The organism is Xanthomonas sp. JL1 (assembly GCF_038405005.1).
In genome coordinates, this window is sequence record NZ_JBBYGR010000066.1 from 1 (window position 1) to 19,906 (window position 19,906).

Consider the following 19,906-nt stretch of genomic DNA (forward strand, 5'->3'; position numbering starts at 1 on the left):
TTCTCGGCCTCCAGGTCCTTGAGCCGCTTGGCATCGGGCACGCTCATGCCGCCGAACTTGCTGCGCCACAGGTAGTAGGACGCCTCACTGAAGCCATGCCGTCGGCACAGGTCCTTGATCGGCATGCCGGCCTCGGCTTCGCGCAGGAAGCCGATGATCTGCTCTTCGGAAAAGCGCTTCTTCACGTCCCATCTCCTCGGGGTAGGGAATTGGACTCCAAGCTGAGGTGCTACTCAAAATCGGGGGGACGTCGCTCACGCCAACCCCTCTCTCGCAGGAGAGGGGCTCTTGTGTTCTCCCGGGACACGAGAGGCTTGCGTGTCCTTCCGCGTGAAAGGGCATTGCGCATCAGAGAGATTTGAGCATTGCGTTGACGATTCGCAGATGCTCGGTAGATCGCTGTCAGCGCCTGCCTGATGATGCTTGCTCGAGACACTCCAGGCATGTCGGTGGCAACCTGCACGCGCGCCACCTGGCCTGGCAGGGCGACGACTTGCGCCGGATGCGGGGGCCATCCTGGGCGCGCTCACCAAGCTGTCAGGGCAACTACGACCGAGTAGCGTTCGTGGCCAGAGCCGCTCTGCCCGAGAGCGTTCGCGGTCGGGATGGCCATCCCATGGCAGTTCGGTGCCGGTGATGGCCCCAGACTTGTACCGCTGCTTCGAAAGCGCTTATTCGATTACGGGTTTGGCGTACTGGCAGCGGCTTGCAGGCGGGCGACCTGGCCTAGCAGGGCGAGGCGCGCGCGCGCGTATTCGGCGATCACCAGGGCGACCATGGCCGAGGGGCGTTCGATGGTGCCGGTGCGGGCGGCTAGTTCGATGCGCCGTGCCGCGTTGGACACGGCCTGGGCGCCGACGTTGGCGCTGGAGGATTTGAGAGTATGTGCGAGGTCGCGCAGTTGCATGCTGTCGCGATTGGCTGCGGCCGCTTCCAATTGTTCGATGATGGGCGGGGCGTCTTCCAGGAACAGCTGCAGGATGGTGATGGTGTCCGCGCCGGCTACTTCGTACAGCTCGTCGATGACGCTGTTGTCCAGGATCGGCAATGCGCATGCCTGCGCCCCGGCGCTGGCGCTTTCGGGATCGTGTGTGAACTGGCCGGCAGTGCTTGGGCCGGGCAGCAGCGCCTGACGCGGCAGCCAGCGCTGCAGGCAGGCGTCGAGCTGTTCACGTGCGACCGGCTTGGAAAGATAGTCGTCCATGCCGGCGGCCAGGCAGCGTTCGTGGTCGCAGGCCATCGCGTTGGCGGTCATCGCCACGATCGGGAGCGGGCGGCTTCCGCTTTCGGTTTCCATGGCGCGCCAGCGGCGGGTGGCGGCATAGCCGTCCAGCACCGGCATCTGGCAATCCATGAACACCATGTCGTAGCGGATGGATTCCATTCTGGTCAGCGCGGTTTCGCCATCGGTGGCGGTGTCGGCCTCGAAGCCGAGCACGGCCAGCAGCTTCTGCGCGACCAGCAGGTTCACCGGGTTGTCTTCGACCAGCAGGATGCGCACTTCGCGCGCGTTGGCCATTGGTGGCGGCAACGGCTCGGGGATCATCGCCGAGGCCAGCGTGGCGGTGGGGACGGGCTTGGGATCGGGCGGCAACACCAGGGGGCGCAGGGTTTCGTCCGGGCTCTGGCGCGGCACCAGGGTGGCGTGATCCCGCAGTTCGGCCGGCACCGGCTCTTCGCCGTACAGCCAGATCAGCCGCGCGCTATTGGCATTTTCCGGGCGCGCGAGCGCGCGGTGCACGGCGCGCGCGCTATAACGCAAGGTGTCGTGGTCGGCGATGACGCAGCGGAAGCCTTCGGTGTCGCTGTGGCGGCGCACGCGTTCGAGCGCTTCCTGGGTGGTTTCCATCAGCACATGCGACACGCCCCAGCTGTCGAGCAGACGCTTGAGGCGTTGCGACAGGCGTGCATCGGAGCTGATCACCATTACGCGCACAGCGTCGGCGCGGGTGGCCTGCTGCAGGTCGCCGATGACCTTGAGCAGCGGAATTTCGAACCAGAAGGTTGAGCCGCGTCCGGGTTCGGATTCCACGCCGATGCGGCCGCCCATCAGATCGATGATGCGTTTGCAGATCGCCAGGCCCAACCCGGTGCCGCCATACAGCCGCGTGGTGGAGGCGTCGGCTTGTGCGAAGGAGCGAAACAGGCGCGTCTGCTGGTCCGGGGCGATGCCGATCCCGGTGTCGCGCACCTGGAAACGCAGCAGATGTTGGGCGCGCGTTTCGCCCAGGCGACGCAGCTGGATGTCGACGCTGCCGCGTTCGGTGAACTTGATGGCGTTGCCGATCAGATTGCCCAGCACCTGGCGCAGGCGGATCGGGTCGCCGCGCACCAGCAGGCGCACCGACGGTTCGATATCCAGGCTCAGGCGCAGCTGGCGACCTTCGGCGGTGCGCTGTAGCAGTTGCACGACGCCGTCGAGCAGTTCGCGCAGGTTGAAGGTGGTGATTTCCAGTTCGAGCTTGTTGGCCTCGAGCTTGGAGTAATCGAGGATGTCGTCGACGATGCGCAGCAGCTGCAGCGAACTACTGGTGGCGGTCTGCAGCATGTCGCGCTGGTCCAGGCTGAGCTGGCCGCTGGAGATCAGCTCCAGCATCGGAATGATGCCGTTAAGCGGGGTGCGGATCTCGTGGCTCATGGTGGCCAGGAATTCGCCCTTGGCCAGCATGGCGGCTTCGGCAGCCTGTTTGGCGCGCAATAGTTCCTGTTCGAGTTCGCCGTGGCGCTGCAGTTCCTGCTGCAAGCGTTCGCGGGCCCGCTCAGCCTCTTCCAGGCGCTGCGCCAAGGCGTGCTGCGCAGGTGCGGCACGGTAGGCGGCAGCCGCGGCGCAAATGCCGCACACCACTGCCAGGACTGCCGCCACCGCGGTGATCGCGCGCCAGGGGCCTTGCAGCGAAGACCACTGCAGACATGCCGCTAACGCTGCCGTGAGCGCCGCCAGCGTTGCCGCGATACACCAGGCGCGGAGGCCTCCTGTCTGCGCTGTCACTCAGAGCACCGCGCTCGTGAAATCGAAGTCCAGTTCCTTGCCGACCGTCTGCACCAGGTTGCCCTGGATGAAATCCACGCCGCTCATCCACATCGCAGCCGCTGCCTGAGGATCTTCGATGCGTTGGCCGATGATCAAAAGGCCGCGCTGATGGGCGATGTCGACCACGTCGCGCAATTCGTCGCGCACCGCGGCGTTTCCGTGGGCATCGGCGAAGCGGTTGGCCATGCGCACGAAGCTCAGCGGCAACTGGGCCAGCAGCGCGTTGGCTTCGTCGCCGGGTTCGAATTGGCTGAGGCAGAACTGCACGCCGGCCGGCATCAACTTGGCGCAGAACTGCTGCACGGTGACGGCATGGATCAGCGCATCGTCCAGGCGTAGATCCACGATCAACGATTGCCCGGCCACGCCGCGTTCGGGCAGTGCCTTGAGCAGCCAATCAGCGAAGGCGTCGCGGGCCAGCGTGCGCGGTGATTGCGACACGAACAGACGCAGCGGCGGGCTGGCGTGCTGGTACAAGTGCAGCAAGCCCAATGCGTGGTCCATGACCTGCTGGTCCAGATCGGCGATGCGCCCGGCCGCTTCGGTGGCAGGAATGACCTGGCCCGCCGACAGCAGGGTACCGTCGGCCTGGGGCAGCCGCAGCAGCACCTGGTACTGCGCGGTGTCGCCGCCGGCCACGGCCACGATCGGTTGATACGCCAGTTCGAGTTGGCCTTCGACCAGCCGCAGTTGTTCCTGCTGTTCTGCCTGGCTGGGTGCCAGATAGGTCTGCACGCCGTCGCTGCGCAGGCGTGCCTGCAGCGCAGTGCGTTCGACCGCTTCCAGCGCGCTGCCGGTGTCGTCGAAGCCCAGGCCCAGCGGTGCCACGCCGACGGCGCAGCGCACGTGCACGGACTCTTCTTCGCGCACCTGGAAGGCGTTGGCGGACAAGCGTTGACGGATTTCTAGCGCCTGCTGTTCCAGGCTGGCTTCGGGCATGCCCACGGCCAGCAGCAGGAAGCTGTTGTCGTTCAAACGCGCCAGCGGGTAGGGCTGGGCGGCGCTGGCCAGGCGGTGCCCGGCCTGGGTCATCAACCGCTCGTAGGCGGCGTAGCCGTAGCGTTCGCGCAGGTCGAGCGCGCTGGCGATCTCGATGAAGAACAGGCCGCCGGACTGCTTGCGCTCCAGCGCATCGGCCAGCAGGTTCATCACATGGCCGTGCGTGGGCAGGCCGGTTTCCGGGTTGCTACGCACGCTGATCTGTTCGCCGACCTGCTGCAGTGCCTGCTGGCGTGCGCGACGGATGCGGTTGGACACCGCGGCGATCAGATGGCGCGGGCGGATCGGCTTGGTGAGGAAGTCGTCGGCGCCGCTGTCGAGCACTTCGAACTGCCGCTCCGGGTCCGGGTCGCCGGTCAGGAACACGATCGGCAGTAGCTGCTGACCGGGCTGCTGACGGATCAGCGTGGTCAGGCGGATGCCGTCCAGCTCGGGCATGTGCAGGTCCATCAGGATCAGATCCGGGTGATAGTCCTGGATCGCCTGCGGCACGCTGGCGGGGGTCATTTCGACCTGCGCATGCATGCCAGCGCCGTGCAGCACACTTTGCGCGAACAAGGCCTGCGAGCGATCGTCTTCGACGATGAGCACGCGATACGGCGCATCGGCCGCGACGTTGTCGTCGCCGTCGCGTGGCGCAGCGGTGGAGGTTGGCGGCGCGGTGGGCGCCGATGCCGATGCGGCACGCGCCCTGCCGACCGCGGCTGCCGCGCGCGGCGCGGCCACGGGGGCAGCCGACCGTAGCGCAGCTGCAACGGCAGGCGCAGGAATGATGGTCGCGCTCACCGGCGCGACATCGTCAGAGGTCGCGGCAGCCTCGTCGGCCCAGCGACGCCAGTGATCGGCCGGCGGGGTCTCGGCGCGCAGTGGACGATTACGCGTGGCGGTGTCGTCAAGTGTGGTGGAAACAACCGGATCTCGAGCGGCCATCGATACTCCCTGCAGTCGCTGTGATTATGCGATGAACTTCACGATAGCGGGGAGTTGCGTGCAGCCGGCGTGGCACTAGAGTGCATCGGCGCGACCAGCCGACGCATGCCCCGCCACAGCAAGCGCCAGACCCACCACACCACCAGCGCAGCCAGCAGGCTGGAGCCCACTGCAACACTCAATGCCAGCCATGGCTGCGCCAGCGCCAGTGCCAACGCCGTGGTGACGACGGTGTCCTCGGCCAGCGAGGCGACCCAGTTGCTCGCTGGTTCGGGTGAGGTGTTGAGCAATGCGCGGGTTCCAGCCTTGAGCGTGTGGCTGGTGAGCGCAACGCCAGCGCCGGCCGCCAGGGCGCCGGCGCCCAGATCGCCGTCCGGTGAGAGCGTGGCTGCGGCCAGGAAGGCGCCTGCCGGCACGCGTGCCAGGGTCTGCAGCAGGTCCCAGCCCGAATCCACGCCCGGAATCTTGTCGGCGAAGAATTCGGCCACTGCCAGCGCGCCGGACGTGTCCAGGACCCACCACGACTGCGCCGGATGCAGCGCCGGCGGCAGGTCGATCCAGCCCAGCAGGCCGGCCAGGCCGACGCCGAACACGGTGAGATAGACCCGGATGCCAGCCAGCCAGGCCAGCAGAATGCCGATCACGAACAGATGCGCGTCGCTCATGGCGTGGTTCCTCGCAAACAATTGCACAACTATGGCAGAACTTTGGGATAACCGCCGGTCCAGCGCCAGCGCGACGATTGTCGGGGCTCTGGCACACTACCCCGCCCATGATTGCGCCGGCGCGTCCGGATCCGATGCCCATGAGACCAGCCGCACGCGTGCAGATCGTCCAACGTGATTCCGGCGGTGGCCGTTCCAGTGGCCGCTGGCTGTGCTTGGTGGTCGCCGTCGTATGGTTGGCCTCGCTGGGCGGGGTGTGGTGGATGGCCACGCGCACCGCCGCCCCCCGCCTGGTGGAAGCCGAGGCAGCGCTGCAGCAGGCGCAACGCAGCCAAGCCCAGCAGCGGCGGCAGATCGAGCAGTTGCAGCAGCGCCAGGTCAACCTGGCGATGTCGGACAAGATCAGCCGCGCGGCCAATATCGAAGTGCAGGCTTCGCTGGCCGAGCGCGATGAGCAGATCGCCGCACTGCGTGCCGACGTGGCTTTCTATGAGCGCCTGGTGGGCTCCACCGCGCAGCGCAAGGGGCTCAATGCGCACTCGGTGCAGTTCACTGCCGAGGCCGGCGGTACCTGGAATTACAGCGTGGTGCTCACCCAGAACCTCAACCGTGGCGCGATCAGCCAGGGCCAGCTGCGTTTTGTAGTGGAAGGCGTGCGCGCCGGCAAGTTGGTGACGGTGAGCTGGAACGAGCTGCACCAAAAGCCCAATGCTGCCGGGCAACCGTACTCGTTCCGCTATTTCCAGCAGCTGGACGGCAGCGTGATCCTGCCGAAGGATTTCACCCCGCAACGTGTCAACATCGCTCTGAGCGGCGATGGGGCGCCGGTCAATCAGACATTCGATTGGAAAGTCGCCGGCAATGGCGCGGGGGAGTAGCTCATGTTCGGGAATAAGTCCAACCGTGGTGCGCAGACCGTTGTCGATACCTTGATCGGGCCGCAGGTGGTCATCCGCGGCGACCTGCTGTTCAGCGGAGGCCTGTATGTGGAAGGTCGCATCCTGGGCAAGGTGATTGCCGAAGAAGGCACCAGCGCCACCTTGACGGTGGCCGAGCAGGGCAGCATCGAAGGCGAAGTGCGCGCCCCGGTTGTGATCATCAACGGCTAGCTGACCGGCGATGTGCATGCGGCCCAGCGGGTCGAACTGGCCGCCAATGCGCGCGTGCAGGGCAATGTGCATTACCAGGTAGTGGAAATGAGTGTCGGTGCGCAACTCACCGGGCGGCTGATTCACGCTGCCACTGCAGCGGCAACCGCGGCGTCACCGGCGCCGGAAACCAGCCGTGCCGAGCCGTTCACTGCGCTACAGGCTGAAATCGCCGACGTCTGACTAGAGCGTGCGCGGTGAACGCCCCCGCAGCCATGGCTTGAAGTGGGAACGTCTGGCCCCCATGCTGACGGCATGAGTACGCTCGTTTCCCTTCCCACCGCCGCCCCGGCACCGGACTACCAGTCCATCGACCGGCCACTGCACTTTTCCGTGGCCGCCGCTGCCAAGGTGCGCGAGCTGATCCAGGAAGAAGGCAATGCCGACCTGGCATTGCGTGTGTATATCCAGGGCGGCGGGTGTTCCGGCTTCCAGTACGGTTTCGAGTTCGACGAGAACCGTGCCGAGGACGACCTTGCCGTGGTTACCGATGGCGTGACGCTGCTGGTGGATCCGCTGAGCCTGCAATACCTGATGGGCGCCGAGGTGGATTACACCGAAAGCCTGACCGGCGCGCAGTTCGTGATCCGCAATCCCAATGCGAAAACCACGTGTGGGTGCGGGAGCAGCTTCAGCGTTTAACCGCCTGTGTGGATGCGTGCCGATCGCTGGCGAATCACCCGTGTTCCGGCATGGCCGCTGTTGCGATGAAAGCTCGATTCTTGCGCGTGAGATCGAGCGCGGTAGAGGTCCGCGCGCTGCGCCCTGGTAAGTGTTGAAGGCGTGCCGATGAGGCTGGGCGGCGAGCAGGGGGAGGTGTTTGCATTAGGGCACTCGCTGCGCCGTGCTTGCTGCGTGTGCTGCTGGTGATGTATCGCTCGTTTGGTCGCTGCAGCTAGGCGGACGACCCTCGCGATGACGCTGCCGACGCGGCCTGCGCGTTACGCCAATGACCACCACTGCTCAGACATGCGTTTGAGCACTTCAACTGTCGATCATTACCGCGGCAATCCTTCATTGCGATGACAGCGTGCGATATGCAAGAGTCGTGCAGGCAGCGGTCCATGCGCACAGTTGAGGAAGATGGCCTGCGCCACGCGCAGCGCCGTAGTCATGTTCTACATGATGGAAGGAATGCAGCGCGTCGCTGCCTATCGAGCGCCTGATACGCCTCTGATTGCTTGAGTTGTGCGCGCAACGCGCGCCACCGCTGCGTGCGTTTAACGCGCCACTAATGTCTGTGCGTTGCAGCGTTCGCGGCGCGCGCGCCGGCTTCGTGAATGGGCGGTGGTGCGTAGGTCGATATGACGCATACTACATGCGTGCTCACCGCTGGCGTCACGAGATGCGCGTTTTGTCCAGGCCTTGCCGCTCGTCCATGCTGATGCACCTCGGCCGGGCGCGATGCTGTGCCGACCGCGCATGCCATGTCTTGCGTCGATTTCAAACGGTGGTGCCGTGACTACTCCTAAGTTCTCCCGCACGTTCGATCGGGCAGCCGATGCCGATCTTGCGTCGCGTGAGTGTCTCCTGCCCGTTCCGTCCTTCCACAAGAGAGCATCACCTCAATGTTGCACATCAACTCCCGATCAGCGTTTGGCCTGGCGGCCATGTTGGGTATCGCCAGCGCAGTGCTCGCACCCAGCGCGCAGGCAGCACCCGCGCGCGGCACCTTGCTCACCAGCAATTTCCTGACCAGCTATACCCGCGATGCGATCAGCGCAATGCTTGCCTCTGGCTCGCAGCCTGCCTCTGGCTCGCAGCCTGAGCAGGCCAAATGTAATGTCAGGGTTGCCGAATTCACCTATGCAACCATCGGTGTCGAGGGCGAACCGGCCACCGCATCTGGCGTGCTGCTGATTCCGGGTGGCGAGCGGTGTAGCGGGCCGTATCCGTTATTGGGCTGGGGGCATCCGACCGAAGCGTTGCGCGCTCAGGAGCAGGCCAAGGAGATCCGCGATGCGAAGGGCGACGACCCGTTGGTTACGCGGCTCGCCAGCCAGGGGTATGTCGTCGTCGGCAGCGATTATCTGGGGCTTGGTAAATCCAATTATGCGTATCATCCGTACTTGCACAGCGCGAGCGAGGCGAGTGCGACCATCGATGCGATGCGCGCGGCGCGCAGCGTTTTGCAGCATTTGAAGACGCCGCTTTCGGGCAAGGTCATGCTGTCGGGTTATTCGCAGGGCGGCCACACTGCAATGGCCACCCAGCGCGAGATAGAAGCGCATCTGTCCAAGGAATTCCATCTGGTGGCCAGCGCTCCGATCTCCGGGCCGTATGCGCTAGAGCAAACATTCCTGGATAGCTGGAGCGGCAGCAATGCGGTCGGCGAAAACACGTTCGGTATCCTTCTGGGAAGCTATGCCATCGTCGCGATGCAGCACACCTACAAGAACATCTATCTGGAGCCCGGACAGGTGTTTCAGGATCCGTGGGCTGCCAAAGTGGAGCCCTTGTTCCCGGGCAAGCAAAGCCTGACCGATATGTTTCTTAACGACACCTTGCCAAGCATCGATAAAGTCAAGTCGTATTTCCAGCCTGGCTTCTACAGCGACTTCCCCAGCAACCCGGCCAACCCGTTCCGCCAGGATCTGGCGCGCAACAATCTGCTGGAGTGGGCGCCGCAAACCCCGACCTTGCTGTGCGGTTCGTCCAACGATGCCACTGTCCCGCTCAAGAATGCGCAGACCGCGATCGCCAGCTTCCAGCAGCGCGGCAGCAACCAGGTGGCGTTGGTGGATACCGGCACCGGCAACGCCAGCGACAACTCGGCCTTCGCCCATATGTTGACGAAAGAATCGTGCATCGTGGTGGTGCGGGATCAGCTGTTGGACAAGCAGCGCTGATACAGCGGTCGTTGCTTGACCCCGCCGAAGGGTTTGCAGGTGTGGGCGTATCCCAAGCCCGCACCTGCATGGTTCTTCACTGCAACCGGTGCAGTGCACTGCCATGACCATTGGCTAACGTGCGTTTGCCGACATGGCCGCACCTGCGCGCGGTCCCGTGATGGGGCCGCGCGACCTTGCGTGAACCACGTTCCAAGCCGGTGGCCAGCGCGGGCGGCGCCCGCGTCTGAATACGCAACGCAAGCACGCTCGGTAGAGTGCGTACGATGGTTGCAGGCGCTGCCGATTATCGGCAGGCTTGCGCCGATGTCAGGGTCTCTTTTTTCACCGTCCGATGTTGCCTTCACCCACGCGCCGCTTGATCGCGGCGATGTGTTGCGTGACGATCCCGACGCCCTGGCGCGTCTGTGGCCACACGGCCGTGTGCTGTTGATCGACGCCAAGGGCGCGGCGCTGGCCGATGCCAATGGCCAGCCGTTGTTGCTGGATGGCGCCAAACTGGGAGACGGGCTGGAGGTTGCGATCTTCCTGGGTCTGCGCGATGCAGTGGGCTGGTTTTGTCTGCCGGCCGACATTGTCCCGGTGCAGGCGCCGCAGCGGATCGATCTGCGCCAGGCCGCTGCCGACTGGCCAGCCGAGATCGCTACCGCCTTCGCCTATGCACGCGCCATGTTGCACTGGCAATCGCGCACGCGCTTTTGCGGCGTCTGTGGCGGTGCGATCGCGTTCCGGCGCGCTGGCTTCATCGCGCACTGCACGCACTGCCAGACCGAGCATTACCCGCGCGTGGATCCGGCCATTATCGTGGCGGTGAGCGATGGCGCGCGCTTGCTGCTCGGCCGTCAGGCCAGTTGGGCGCCGGGCCGTTATTCGGTGATTGCCGGGTTTGTTGAACCGGGTGAGTCGCTGGAGCAGACCGTAGCGCGGGAGGTGTTCGAAGAAACCCGCGTGCATGTGCAGGACTGCCGCTATCTGGGCGCGCAGCCGTGGCCCTTCCCGGGCGCGCTGATGCTGGGCTTCACCGCACGTGCCCCAGCGACCGAGGTGCCGCAGGTCACCAGTGAGCTGGAGGACGCGCGTTGGGTCAGCCATGCCGAAGTCAGCGCTGCGCTGGCCGGCGAGGCCGACATCGGGTTGCCGCCGCGCATCTCCATTGCACGTGCGTTGATTGAGCACTGGCATCGCACGCATGGCTGAGCCTGGGAGGTTGTTGCAGCGTTGCAGCGGTGCTTGCGTCCCCTCGGCTAGACTCGGCTGAGGAGGCCCACCCATGTTCACCACCCTGGTAGCCGTCGTCGTCGCACTCACGCTGGGCCATCTGGTGCCGACGCAGGTGGCCAGGCTCCGCACTTTCGCCTGGTTCGGACAATGGTTGCGTCGGCTGGACAGTTACGCGGCCGGGCGCGGTGCGTGGCAAGGCCGCTGTGGCGTGCTGCTGGCTGTGCTGCCGGCGTTGCTGGTATTGCTGGTGCAGTGGCTGCTGGACGATGTCTGGCACGGCTTTCTGGACTTGCTGTTCGGCGTGGCGGTGCTGGCCTGGACCTGGGGCCCGCGCGATCTGGATCGCGATGTGGAAGCGGTGATCGATGCCGACGAGCCGCACGCGCGGCGCGAGGCGATTTCACACCTGCAGGCCGCCGGCGGCAGCATGCATGAAGACGCGCCGTCGCTGGTGGAAGCGGTGGTGGTCAATGGCCTGCGGCGCTGGTTTGCGGTGCTGTGGTGGTTTCTGCTGCTGGGGCCGTTCGGCGCGGTGTTGTACCGGCTGACTGCATTAGCGGTAGAGAGCCCGCTGGCGGTCTTGCTGCCGCCCCGCAATCTGGCCGGCGCACGTTGGCTGCTGGCGGTGCTGGAATGGCCGGTGGCGCAGCTGATGACGATGTCGATGGCGCTGGTGGGCAATTTCGACACCGTGTTCCGCGCCTGGCGCGAAGCGCATGGCAACCGCTGGTTGCTGGAACCGCATTTTCTCGGTGCTGTGGCGCGTGCCAGCGTCAGCGCAGAGCTGCGCGAAGAAGCGCACGACTACACCGATTCGGGGCTGGTACCCGTCTGGCGCCGCCTGCCGGAAGTGCGCGACGCAATGAGCCTGATCTGGCGCGTGCTGCTGCTGTGGTTGGTGGTGCTGGCGTTGCTGGTGATTGCTGGGTGGGTGCGTTAGTGCCTGTTCGGTCTGTGCCGGAACGTTGAAGCAGCACCGATCAGATGTCAGGCGTGATGGTGTTGCATGCAACCTATGCCAATCGCTGTAATGCGATTTGGCAGCTCGATTGCCTGCCAAGACTTCAGTAGCGCCAGACGCTTTTTCAGAGAGCCACTTTTCTCCACTGCAGACCCGCGTTTTCTCTCAAAACACTGGCTCACGTAACTTTTGCACAATCAATGGCCTGCTGGGCTGTCCGTCCATCAGTTGCGCTAACAGCAGGTCTCTCGAGGTGTTGCACTTGACTCTTGAGACCGCCCTGTTTCAGCGGAAGTAGCCTCAACCCGGAGCAAGCCAGGTAAATGGAAACCAAGGCAAATTTCGCGCTATCCAAAAGCCTGGCAATAAAGTTCCCCAGAGCCAGGGAGAACCAAAGAGTCTGGCCAATGGCATTAAACGCCTGGGCTGCCATCCGAGATGCCACAGCACCGCCCATGGGAGAAGCAACAAGAGCCCGACTGCAAACGCGTTCATTCTGGTGGCTGTGACTAAGTCGCCGTGTGCCAGCGCATGCAGGGCACGAGTCATGCCGCACCCAGCGCAGTAGAAGCCCGTCAACGCGTGAAAGATGCACGGTGGGAATGGGTTTCCCGGAAGGTTTGGATCAAACTTCCAAAAAATCCACACGCCCGCACCAGCTGCCAAGGCAGCCGGTGCGAGCGAAAGCTGTAGCAGGCGTTTGGACACGCTTATCTCGAATGCTCAATCTGCTGCTGCATCTTGATAATGCGTACCTTGTAACCACCGACGCCAACGCTGGCGATCGAGACAATCCAAAGGAGCAGTCCGAGCACGAAGATGCAAGTGGTCACCCATGCCAGTATCTTTGCAGTGCTCGACGCCTTGATCGCTGCAGGAATATCTCCTGCGTTGAGCAAAGGATTCACCTTCGCAGCGAAGATGATTGCGACGATGCCCGTGATGATGCCTGGAATGGTCCAGCATGAGCAGCAAATCACAAGGCAAAGAACCGTCATCGTGATGGACCAGGCCAGATGATTCCGGATTGGCTGGACAGGCGGCGGACCGACGGAAGGCTGCGGATGGATCGGCGGTGGGATGGCACTCATGGTGAAGTTCCTTGGGTGGTAAACAACAGCGAACTGATGGGTGAGTGGGATGGGTTATCGAGCGCCCTGCTGCGCAGCGGCGGCGCGCGCCGGCACTGGCCGGATGGTGCTGAAGCGGACGTTGGCATGCGCGTGAGCGGCAAGCCAGGTGTCGGCATCTGTGGACGTGGGCAGCGCGGCGTCATGCTGGATGTTTGCTCGCGCAAGCGACCTGCACCCCCGCGCCCACGCAGTCATCGCGCGCATCGCCATGCGCATCGCTGCCGGCATGACCGCCAGCCGTTGCAATGAGCGACGCCCGCCGATCACGGCAGGCACCTCAGGCGCGATGATGTTGAGCACAAGGACGTCCCGCTGGTACGACCGGCCGCGTCCGTTTGGCGGGCGTGGCGGCAAAGCGTGCACTGGCGCACAGGCTACTCGCGGCGCGCCATGGAGGCAAAGCCTGCACTTGCCGGGCTCAGGACTGATCCTGACGCAGTGCGCGCACCTGTTGTTCCAAGAGTTCGGCACTGGTTTGATCGCCGGCAATCGCTTCACCTGCCACCACTTCGATCTGCGCGCGCATTCGCCGCGGTACCCGCATTCGGCCCAGGCGCGTGTCGCGCCGGCTCCACATGCTCGACCACATGCCGCGCAGCGCCATCGGGATCACCGGCACGCTGCGGCGTCGCAGAATCTTTTCCACGCCGGATCTGAAGGGCGCGATCTCGCCATCCTTGGTCAGCGCGCCTTCCGGGAAGATGAACACCAGCTCGCCATCGGCCAACGCGGCATCGATACGGTCGAAGGCTTGTTGCATCAATGCGGGGTCTTCGCGTGCGCCGGCAATCGGGATGGCCTTGGCAGTGCGGAAGATCCAGCGCATCACCGGGACGCGAAAGATCTTGTAGTACATGACAAAGCGCACCGGGCGCGGAATGACCGCCAACAGGATCAACGCGTCCATGTAGCTGACGTGGTTGCACACCAGCAGCGCTGCGCCCTCATCGGGCACGTGCGCGTCGATATTGCGCGCGCGCAGGCGGTACAACACGCTCACCAGCACCCAGCTGAGGAAGCGCATCAGGAACTCGGGCACCAAGGTGAAGATCCACAGCGCCACCAGCGTGTTGGCGATTGCCAGCGCCAGCAATACCTGCGGAATGCTCAGGCCCGGCAGTGGAATCCGCACACCGAACAGCACCACTTGCGGCAACTGCAGCACGATGCCGATCACGGCAGCGGCAACGATGAACAGCGAGTTCTGGATATTGAGCCCGGCGATCACGCGCGACAGCTCGGCCTTGGGCGTGCGGCTCTGGATCAGCGCAAACAACGGCACCACGAACAGGCCAGTAAACAGGCCGATGCCGACCAGATCCACGATCAGCCGCACGCTACCTGGCTGCTGCACGAACTGGCCGATCAACAAGCCGGTGACCGGCGCCGCGTCAGGTCGGGCGAAATAAAGATCGAGCAGGAATGCGCTGATGCCGAACGCGCCCAGCGGCACCAGGCCGATCTCCACGGTGCGCCCGGACAGGCGTTCGCACAGTAGCGAGCCCACGCCGGTGCCGATCGAAAACAGCGCCAGCGCAAAGACGTACAGGTCCTGCTGACCGCCCAGGTTGAGCTGCGCATAGGTGGGCAGCTGCGCGGTCAACACGGTGCCGATGAACCAGAACCACGACACGCCCAACACCGAGTTGCGCACCGCCAGCGTGCGCCGGGTCAGGCGCATGATGGCGCGCGATTCGGGGATGGGATTCCAGTTGATCGTCAGCTCGGGCGCGCCGGCATCGACGCGCGGCACCAGCCGCGCCACCAGGTTGCCGGTGACCGCAATTGCGATCACCGCAGTGGCCGCCGCTTCCGGACCATGGCTGCCGGCGATCTGGAAGATCAGCCCGCCGAAGATCATGCCGCACAGGATCGAGATCGATGTGCCCATCTCGACCAGGCCATTCCCGCCGGTGAGCTCTTCCGGTTTCAGCACCGATGGCAGGATCGAATATTTGACCGGCCCGAACAGCGTGGACTGCAGGCCGGTGCAGAACAGCGCAATCAGCAGGATCACCATGTTCCCGGTGATGAAGCCGACGGCAGCCAGCGACATGATCGCGATCTCCATCGTGGTGGTGATCACGATGAGCTTCTGTTTTTCCAGCTTCTCGGCGATCTGCCCGGCCAGCGCGGAGAACAGGAAGTACGGCAGGATGAACACTGCCGGCGCCAGGTTCGTGTACAGCGTGCGCTGCGCGGCATCGATGCCGATATAGAACAACAGGCCGATGATGGCCTGCCGATAGACGTTGTCGTTGAACGCGCCCAGCGCCTGGACAGCGAAGAACGGCAAGAAGCGGCGCTGCCTGAGCAGGGCGAACTGACTGTGACCGGACATGCAGATTCCTTTGCGAACGCGCGCAGCCTAGCAGGCTTCCACGGCGTGCTGGTGGATGGCGGCTGCGTTCAGCGGGCCAGACGTGCCGGCGCCTTGGGGTGCGGGCCAGCTGGGCACGCAGCAAGGCGACGAAGGCGCGCGCGGCCGGGCTGGGGTCGGGCCGCCACACCGCGTAGGTCAGACACCGGTAACGCTCTTTCAACGCGAACGTGATCACGCCGCGCATGGCGCCGGCCATGGTCTGCGGGATGATGCCCACACCCAGGTCGGCAGCGACCAGTTCGCGCACCAGATCGGCATGGGTCACTTCGTAATGCTGGCGCTGCCGCAGGCCGGCCTGGGCAAAGGCAGCATCGAGGATGCCGCGCACGCCGGCACCGGCAATCAGCCCGGTCATCGGTTCATCGTCCAGCTCGGCCAGTGCCACCCGTTTGCGCGTGGCAAAGCGGTGGCCGGGGGCCACGATCAAGGCCAGCGCCTCTTCATGCAGCAGCAGGCGCTGCGCCGGCACCGCGACCTGTGGACCCACGCCGACCAGAGCGACATCCAGCCCGGCCTTCGCCCAGATCGTGCAGCAAGGCCTCGCGCATGGCGGTGCACAGGTGCACGTCCACACGCGCATGCGCGCTGCGGAACTGATGCAGTCACCCCGGCAGCTGCACGGTGGTGAGCGAGGAGATCTGCGCCAATGCGAGCCGCCCGCGCACGGTGCCCAGGGCTTGCGCCATTTCCTCGTGCAGGCGCTCGGCCGCGCGCAGGGTCTGGCGGGCGTTGTGCAGGAATACCTCGTCGGCGGTGGTGGGCCGCACCTGGCGGGTGCCACGTTCGAACAGACACGCGCCGAAGGTCTCTTCGATCTTGGCGACCTGGTGGCTGAGTGCCGATTGCACGGTATTGCGGCGGCGTGCGGCTGCGGTGAAGCCACCTTCTTCGGCCACGGCCACGGCCAATTCCAGTTGGCGCAAGGTCGGCATGCAATCTCGCAAGACGATGGCTGTGGTGAAAACAATGCATTGGAAAGATGCCGGCCGGCTGCCCACACTGCGCACATTCCTTGACCAGGCAATTGCCATGCATACCGAGCCCAGCACCCACCCGCCCTTGCCACGCCGCCCGGTGCTGCTGATGGCCGCCGCCACCGGGCTGGCGGTGGCGAGCAACTATTACGCGCAGCCCTTGCTGGAAACGCTGGCACAGGCGTTCGGTATCCAGGTGCGCAGCGCCGGTGCGGTGGTCACGGCCGCGCAGCTGGCTTATGCGGCGGGGTTGCTGTTGCTGGGGTGCCACTGGGCGACCGGCTGGAGCGGCGCGGCCTGATCGTGGGCTTGTTCGTGCTCAGCGCGCTCGGCCTGCTGGTCAGAGCCAGTTCGCACAGTTTTGCGATGTTGCTGGTCGGCACGATCGTGACCGGCGCCAGCTCGGTGGCTGTGCAGATCCTGGTGCCATTTGCCGCCACGCTGGCCGCGCCCAACGAGCGTGGCCGGGTGATCGGCACGGTGATGAGCGGGTTGTTGCTGGGCATCCTGCTGGCGCGCGCCGTGGCCGGCGTGCTCGCCGGTGTCGGTGGCTGGCATACGGTGTACTGGATCGCCTCGGGTGCGTTATTGCTCACCGCCGGGTTGTTGTGGCGCGGGTTGCCGCGCCATCCGGTCAATGCGCAACTGGCGTACCCGCAGTTGGTGGCCTCGGTGCTGAGGCTGCTGCGCGACGATGCGGTGCTGCGTTCGCGCTCGGTACTGGGCGGGCTGATCTTTGCCGGCTTCAGCATGTTCTGGACCACGCTGGCGTTTCTGTTGTCCGGGCCGAGCTATGGCTATGGCACGGCGGTGATCGGCTTGTTCGGCCTGATCGGTGCGGCCGGTGCGCTGGCCGCCAATCGCTCCGGGCATTGGTCCGATCACGGTCATGGCGACCGCGTGAGCTGCGGCGGGCTGGTGATGTTGCTGCTGTCGTGGGGCCTGCTGGCGTTTGCGCCGCACTCGATCGCACTGCTGATCGTCGGCGTGCTGCTGGATATCGCGGTGCAGGGCGTGCATATCGCCAATCAAAGCGTGATCTATCAGCGCAATCCGACTGCGCGCAATCGCATCACCTCCGCTTACATCACTTGCTACTTCATCGGTGGTGCGGTGGGCTCGACCCTGGGCACGGCAGCGTATGCGCAGGCCGGCTGGATGGGTGTGGTGATCGTCGGCGCCGTGCTTGCTGCAGCAGCGCTGGGTTGGGTGGCGCTGAGCGTGGCGCGCAAGCAGTGGAAGTGAGCGTGGCTGAGGAAAGCGACGGGACGCTTCAACCGGTATGGCGCTTGCCCGGGATTGCAGCACTCGGCATCGCATTGCGCATGGATACCGCATCGTCAGCGCGGCCCCCGCGCCTGCCGACAACAAGGCGCTAGGCTTTGTGGATCGCCACACGCGGCGGATTCTCCGCCGGTGCCGTGGTCACCGCCAACGCTGCAGCACGCAGTTTGGGCAGCAGGCGCAGCGTCAACGCCAGCTGGTCGCGCACCAGGCGTTGTTTGGGTGGCAACTGCACGGCGTGTTGTTCCAGCGCTTCGGCGGTGGCGAGTTCTTCGCTTTCGTCGTGCACCGGCAGCGGCTGGCGTTGGCCAACGGCGCTGGCGATCTCGCTCAGCGCGCGCTGCAGGTACTCGCCGGCCTGCGCGATGGCGGCGTCGTGTTCGCCCTCCAGCGCGGCGCGATGCGCGCCCAGTGCCGACAGATAGCCGAGCAAGGTGTTGGACAGCGCCAGGAAGCGAAACCCCGCATCCAGATTGCGCCGATAACGGCCGGGTTCGCGCAGCATGTTGGATAACGCCACCGACAATGCGGCATCGGCGTTGTGCATGTCGCGGCGCGCGATGCGGTAGGGCAGATCGTCGCGCATGCCGCTGGCGTATTGCTCCAGCACCTGGGTGAGATAACGCGCGCAACTGGTCAGCACCGTGGCCATCACCTGGTTGAGACGGCGGCCCTGCCAGTCCGGCAGGATCAGGAACGAGGCAGCGGCGGCGATCGCGCAGCCGATCAGCGTGTCGATCAGACGCGGCCAGATCAGCACGAAGCCATTGCCGAGCAGGTTGAAGCAGAACAGCGCCATCACCGTGATGCCGGCGGTGGCCAGCATGTAGCGATCGGTACGGGTGATGAAGAACACCAGTGCAGCGGCCAACGCTAGCAGCAATTGCACTTCGGTACCGGGAAATAGTTGCATCAGCGCCCAGGTGGCGACCAGGCCGATCAAGGTGCCGGCGATGCGCTGCACCAGCCGCAAGCGCGTGGCACCGTAATTGGGCCGGCAGACGAACGCAGTGGTGAGCAGGATCCAGTACCCGTTGTCGGCATGGATGGATTGCATGATGGCGTAGCCGACCAGCAGCGCGATGGCCATGCGCAGGCCGTGGCGGAACAGCACCGAGCCGGGCGTGAGTTGCTGCACCAGCCGGGCGCCCATTTCGCGCAAGGTATGCGGCGAGGAATCGCGCAGCCGGGTGTCGAGGTTGTCGCTGGTGGAATCGGATTGCGCCGCTTCCGACAACCTGCGCTCGATGCTCTGCAGGTTGGTCACCAGCAACTCCAGCGCGCCGAGCAGCCGCGTCAATGCGGGGTCGGCACGTGCGTGCAGATAATCCAGCGATTGGCGCAGGTCTTCGGTGGCCAGGCGGCTGTTGTCGCCATAATCGAACGGATGGCGCAGGCGGATCGCCTCGCCCAGTGCCGCGCACGCCTTGCCTTGCAACGCGAGCAGGCGCTGGCAGCGATACAGCACATCGCTGTGGAAGAACGCGTCGGTCAGGGCTTCGTACGGATAGTGCGAGGAACTGGCGCGCTCATGGAATTCCTGCGCCATGTAATACAGCCGGAAATACAGGCCGGATTGCACGCCCGGCCGCCCCGAGCGGCCGAAGCGGCTCATGATCGCGGTCTTGGCCGCATTGAGCGCGCCGACCACCTTGGCGTTCTGCTCGGCCAACGCCAGCCGGCGTACATGCAGGTCGCTCTGCCGCACCGGTTCGAACAGATCGGCCTTGAGCTTGAGGTAGCGGCCCAACTCGAAAAACAGCCGCGACAGCCGCTCGCGGACCGGACGATTGGCGAACAGGATGGTCCACAGGATCGACAGCACGCCGTACCAGGTGGCCCCGATCAGCAGCAGCGCCGCGCCGTGCCAGGCGATCGACGGATGGTGGCTGCCGTGCTGGTCCATGCCGATCATGGCGTAGATCGACAAGGCCACCGTGGCCTGCGAGATGGAGGCATAGCGCTCGCCCAGTGCGCCGAGCAGGGTCAACGAAAAAGTCGCCAACGCCATGCCGATCACGAACGGCAGCGGATACGGAAACAGCAGCACCACCGCAGTCGCAGCGGCGGCAAAACACAGCAGCGAGAGCAGTACCGATTTGATGCGGCCCAGCCAGTTGTCGTCGGTCTCGGCGATGGCGCTGGCGATCGCGCCGAGGAACAGCGCCGGTACCGCGGTGAGTTGCTGCCAGTGCCAGCACACGCCCATCGCCACCGCCAGCGCGATGAACACACGCAGACCATAGCTGGCTTTTTCATGGGCCCACAGGCGGCTTAAGCGGGTTTCGAAGGAGGGAGTGGCCACAGTCTCTACAGGGGAGGGTGCCC

13 protein-coding genes and 3 pseudogenes are annotated in these 19,906 nt (G+C 65.0%); 7 read left to right on the forward strand and 9 right to left on the reverse strand.

Annotated features, from left to right (window positions below; translation table 11 throughout):
* The 4 genes from WJW29_RS15250 to WJW29_RS15265 all read right to left on the reverse strand — a co-directional run.
* A partial coding sequence (locus tag WJW29_RS15250; RefSeq protein ID WP_154583419.1) for a transposase occupies window positions 1–125 on the reverse strand: 125 nt, incomplete at its 3' end.
* 554 nt (window positions 126–679) lie between these two features.
* On the reverse strand, window positions 680–2,989 hold the full coding sequence (locus tag WJW29_RS15255) for an ATP-binding protein (protein WP_011257440.1): 2,310 nt from the start codon (window positions 2,987–2,989) through the stop codon (window positions 680–682).
* Window positions 2,990–4,960, reverse strand: a complete 1,971-nt coding sequence (locus WJW29_RS15260; RefSeq protein WP_012446246.1) for an EAL domain-containing response regulator — start codon at window positions 4,958–4,960, stop codon at window positions 2,990–2,992. It lies immediately after the preceding gene.
* Window positions 4,961–4,998: 38 nt separating this feature from the next.
* The gene (locus WJW29_RS15265) at window positions 4,999–5,625 is read right to left on the reverse strand and encodes a DUF4126 domain-containing protein (RefSeq protein ID WP_011407461.1); all 627 of its coding nucleotides are present in this window, start codon (window positions 5,623–5,625) and stop codon (window positions 4,999–5,001) included.
* A gap of 140 nt (window positions 5,626–5,765) precedes the next feature.
* Here WJW29_RS15265 and WJW29_RS15270 point away from each other — a divergent pair, with 140 nt between their 5' ends.
* From WJW29_RS15270 to WJW29_RS15295, 6 genes and pseudogenes are all read left to right on the forward strand, one after another.
* Entirely contained in the window at window positions 5,766–6,503 is a 738-nt protein-coding gene (locus WJW29_RS15270; RefSeq protein WP_011257443.1) for a DUF6776 family protein, read from the forward strand.
* A gap of 3 nt (window positions 6,504–6,506) precedes the next feature.
* Window positions 6,507–6,956 (forward strand): annotated as a pseudogene (locus WJW29_RS15275) (polymer-forming cytoskeletal protein).
* Between the two features lie 72 nt (window positions 6,957–7,028).
* A complete protein-coding gene (erpA, locus tag WJW29_RS15280) occupies window positions 7,029–7,415 on the forward strand; it encodes an iron-sulfur cluster insertion protein ErpA (protein ID WP_011407463.1) in 387 nt (128 codons plus the stop codon).
* A 926-nt stretch (window positions 7,416–8,341) separates the two neighbouring features.
* Window positions 8,342–9,622: a lipase family protein gene (locus WJW29_RS15285; RefSeq protein WP_011407465.1), complete on the forward strand. Its 1,281-nt coding sequence runs from the start codon at window positions 8,342–8,344 to the stop codon at window positions 9,620–9,622.
* Between the two features lie 306 nt (window positions 9,623–9,928).
* A complete protein-coding gene (nudC, locus tag WJW29_RS15290; RefSeq protein WP_011257448.1) occupies window positions 9,929–10,819 on the forward strand; it encodes an NAD(+) diphosphatase in 891 nt (296 codons plus the stop codon).
* A gap of 73 nt (window positions 10,820–10,892) precedes the next feature.
* A complete protein-coding gene (locus WJW29_RS15295) occupies window positions 10,893–11,783 on the forward strand; it encodes a cobalamin biosynthesis protein (RefSeq protein ID WP_011257449.1) in 891 nt (296 codons plus the stop codon).
* Window positions 11,784–12,104: 321 nt separating this feature from the next.
* Here WJW29_RS15295 and WJW29_RS15300 read toward each other — a convergent pair whose 3' ends face one another.
* The 4 genes and pseudogenes from WJW29_RS15300 to WJW29_RS15315 form a co-directional block, all read right to left on the reverse strand.
* Window positions 12,105–12,512 carry a DUF2752 domain-containing protein gene (locus WJW29_RS15300; RefSeq protein WP_011407466.1) on the reverse strand — a complete coding sequence of 136 codons (408 nt, stop codon included), beginning with the start codon at window positions 12,510–12,512 and terminating at the stop codon, window positions 12,105–12,107.
* A 2-nt stretch (window positions 12,513–12,514) separates the two neighbouring features.
* The gene (locus tag WJW29_RS15305; protein ID WP_011257450.1) at window positions 12,515–12,895 is read right to left on the reverse strand and encodes a CD225/dispanin family protein; all 381 of its coding nucleotides are present in this window, start codon (window positions 12,893–12,895) and stop codon (window positions 12,515–12,517) included.
* 460 nt (window positions 12,896–13,355) lie between these two features.
* Window positions 13,356–15,278, reverse strand: coding sequence for an MFS transporter (locus WJW29_RS15310; protein ID WP_011257451.1), 1,923 nt, complete (start codon window positions 15,276–15,278; stop codon window positions 13,356–13,358).
* A gap of 100 nt (window positions 15,279–15,378) precedes the next feature.
* Window positions 15,379–16,252 (reverse strand): annotated as a pseudogene (locus WJW29_RS15315) (LysR family transcriptional regulator); the annotation flags it as partial.
* A gap of 97 nt (window positions 16,253–16,349) precedes the next feature.
* On the opposite strand from WJW29_RS15315, the pseudogene WJW29_RS15320 reads away from it, so the two are divergent.
* A pseudogene (locus tag WJW29_RS15320) lies at window positions 16,350–17,539 on the forward strand (MFS transporter).
* Window positions 17,540–17,669: 130 nt separating this feature from the next.
* Here WJW29_RS15320 and yccS read toward each other — a convergent pair.
* The gene (gene yccS, locus WJW29_RS15325; RefSeq protein WP_011257452.1) at window positions 17,670–19,883 is read right to left on the reverse strand and encodes a YccS family putative transporter; all 2,214 of its coding nucleotides are present in this window, start codon (window positions 19,881–19,883) and stop codon (window positions 17,670–17,672) included.
* Window positions 19,884–19,906 lie beyond the last annotated feature (23 nt).

Coding starts and splice junctions, on each gene's coding strand:
- WJW29_RS15260 (WP_012446246.1), bottom strand. CDS start 4,960: ATGGCCGCTCGAGATCCGGTTGTTTCCACCACACTTGACGACACCGCC.
- WJW29_RS15265 (WP_011407461.1), bottom strand. CDS start 5,625: ATGAGCGACGCGCATCTGTTCGTGATCGGCATTCTGCTGGCCTGGCTG.
- WJW29_RS15270 (WP_011257443.1), top strand. CDS start 5,766: ATGAGACCAGCCGCACGCGTGCAGATCGTCCAACGTGATTCCGGCGGT.
- erpA (WP_011407463.1), top strand. CDS start 7,029: ATGAGTACGCTCGTTTCCCTTCCCACCGCCGCCCCGGCACCGGACTAC.
- WJW29_RS15285 (WP_011407465.1), top strand. CDS start 8,342: ATGTTGCACATCAACTCCCGATCAGCGTTTGGCCTGGCGGCCATGTTG.
- nudC (WP_011257448.1), top strand. CDS start 9,929: ATGTCAGGGTCTCTTTTTTCACCGTCCGATGTTGCCTTCACCCACGCG.
- WJW29_RS15295 (WP_011257449.1), top strand. CDS start 10,893: ATGTTCACCACCCTGGTAGCCGTCGTCGTCGCACTCACGCTGGGCCAT.
- WJW29_RS15305 (WP_011257450.1), bottom strand. CDS start 12,895: ATGAGTGCCATCCCACCGCCGATCCATCCGCAGCCTTCCGTCGGTCCG.
- WJW29_RS15310 (WP_011257451.1), bottom strand. CDS start 15,278: ATGTCCGGTCACAGTCAGTTCGCCCTGCTCAGGCAGCGCCGCTTCTTG.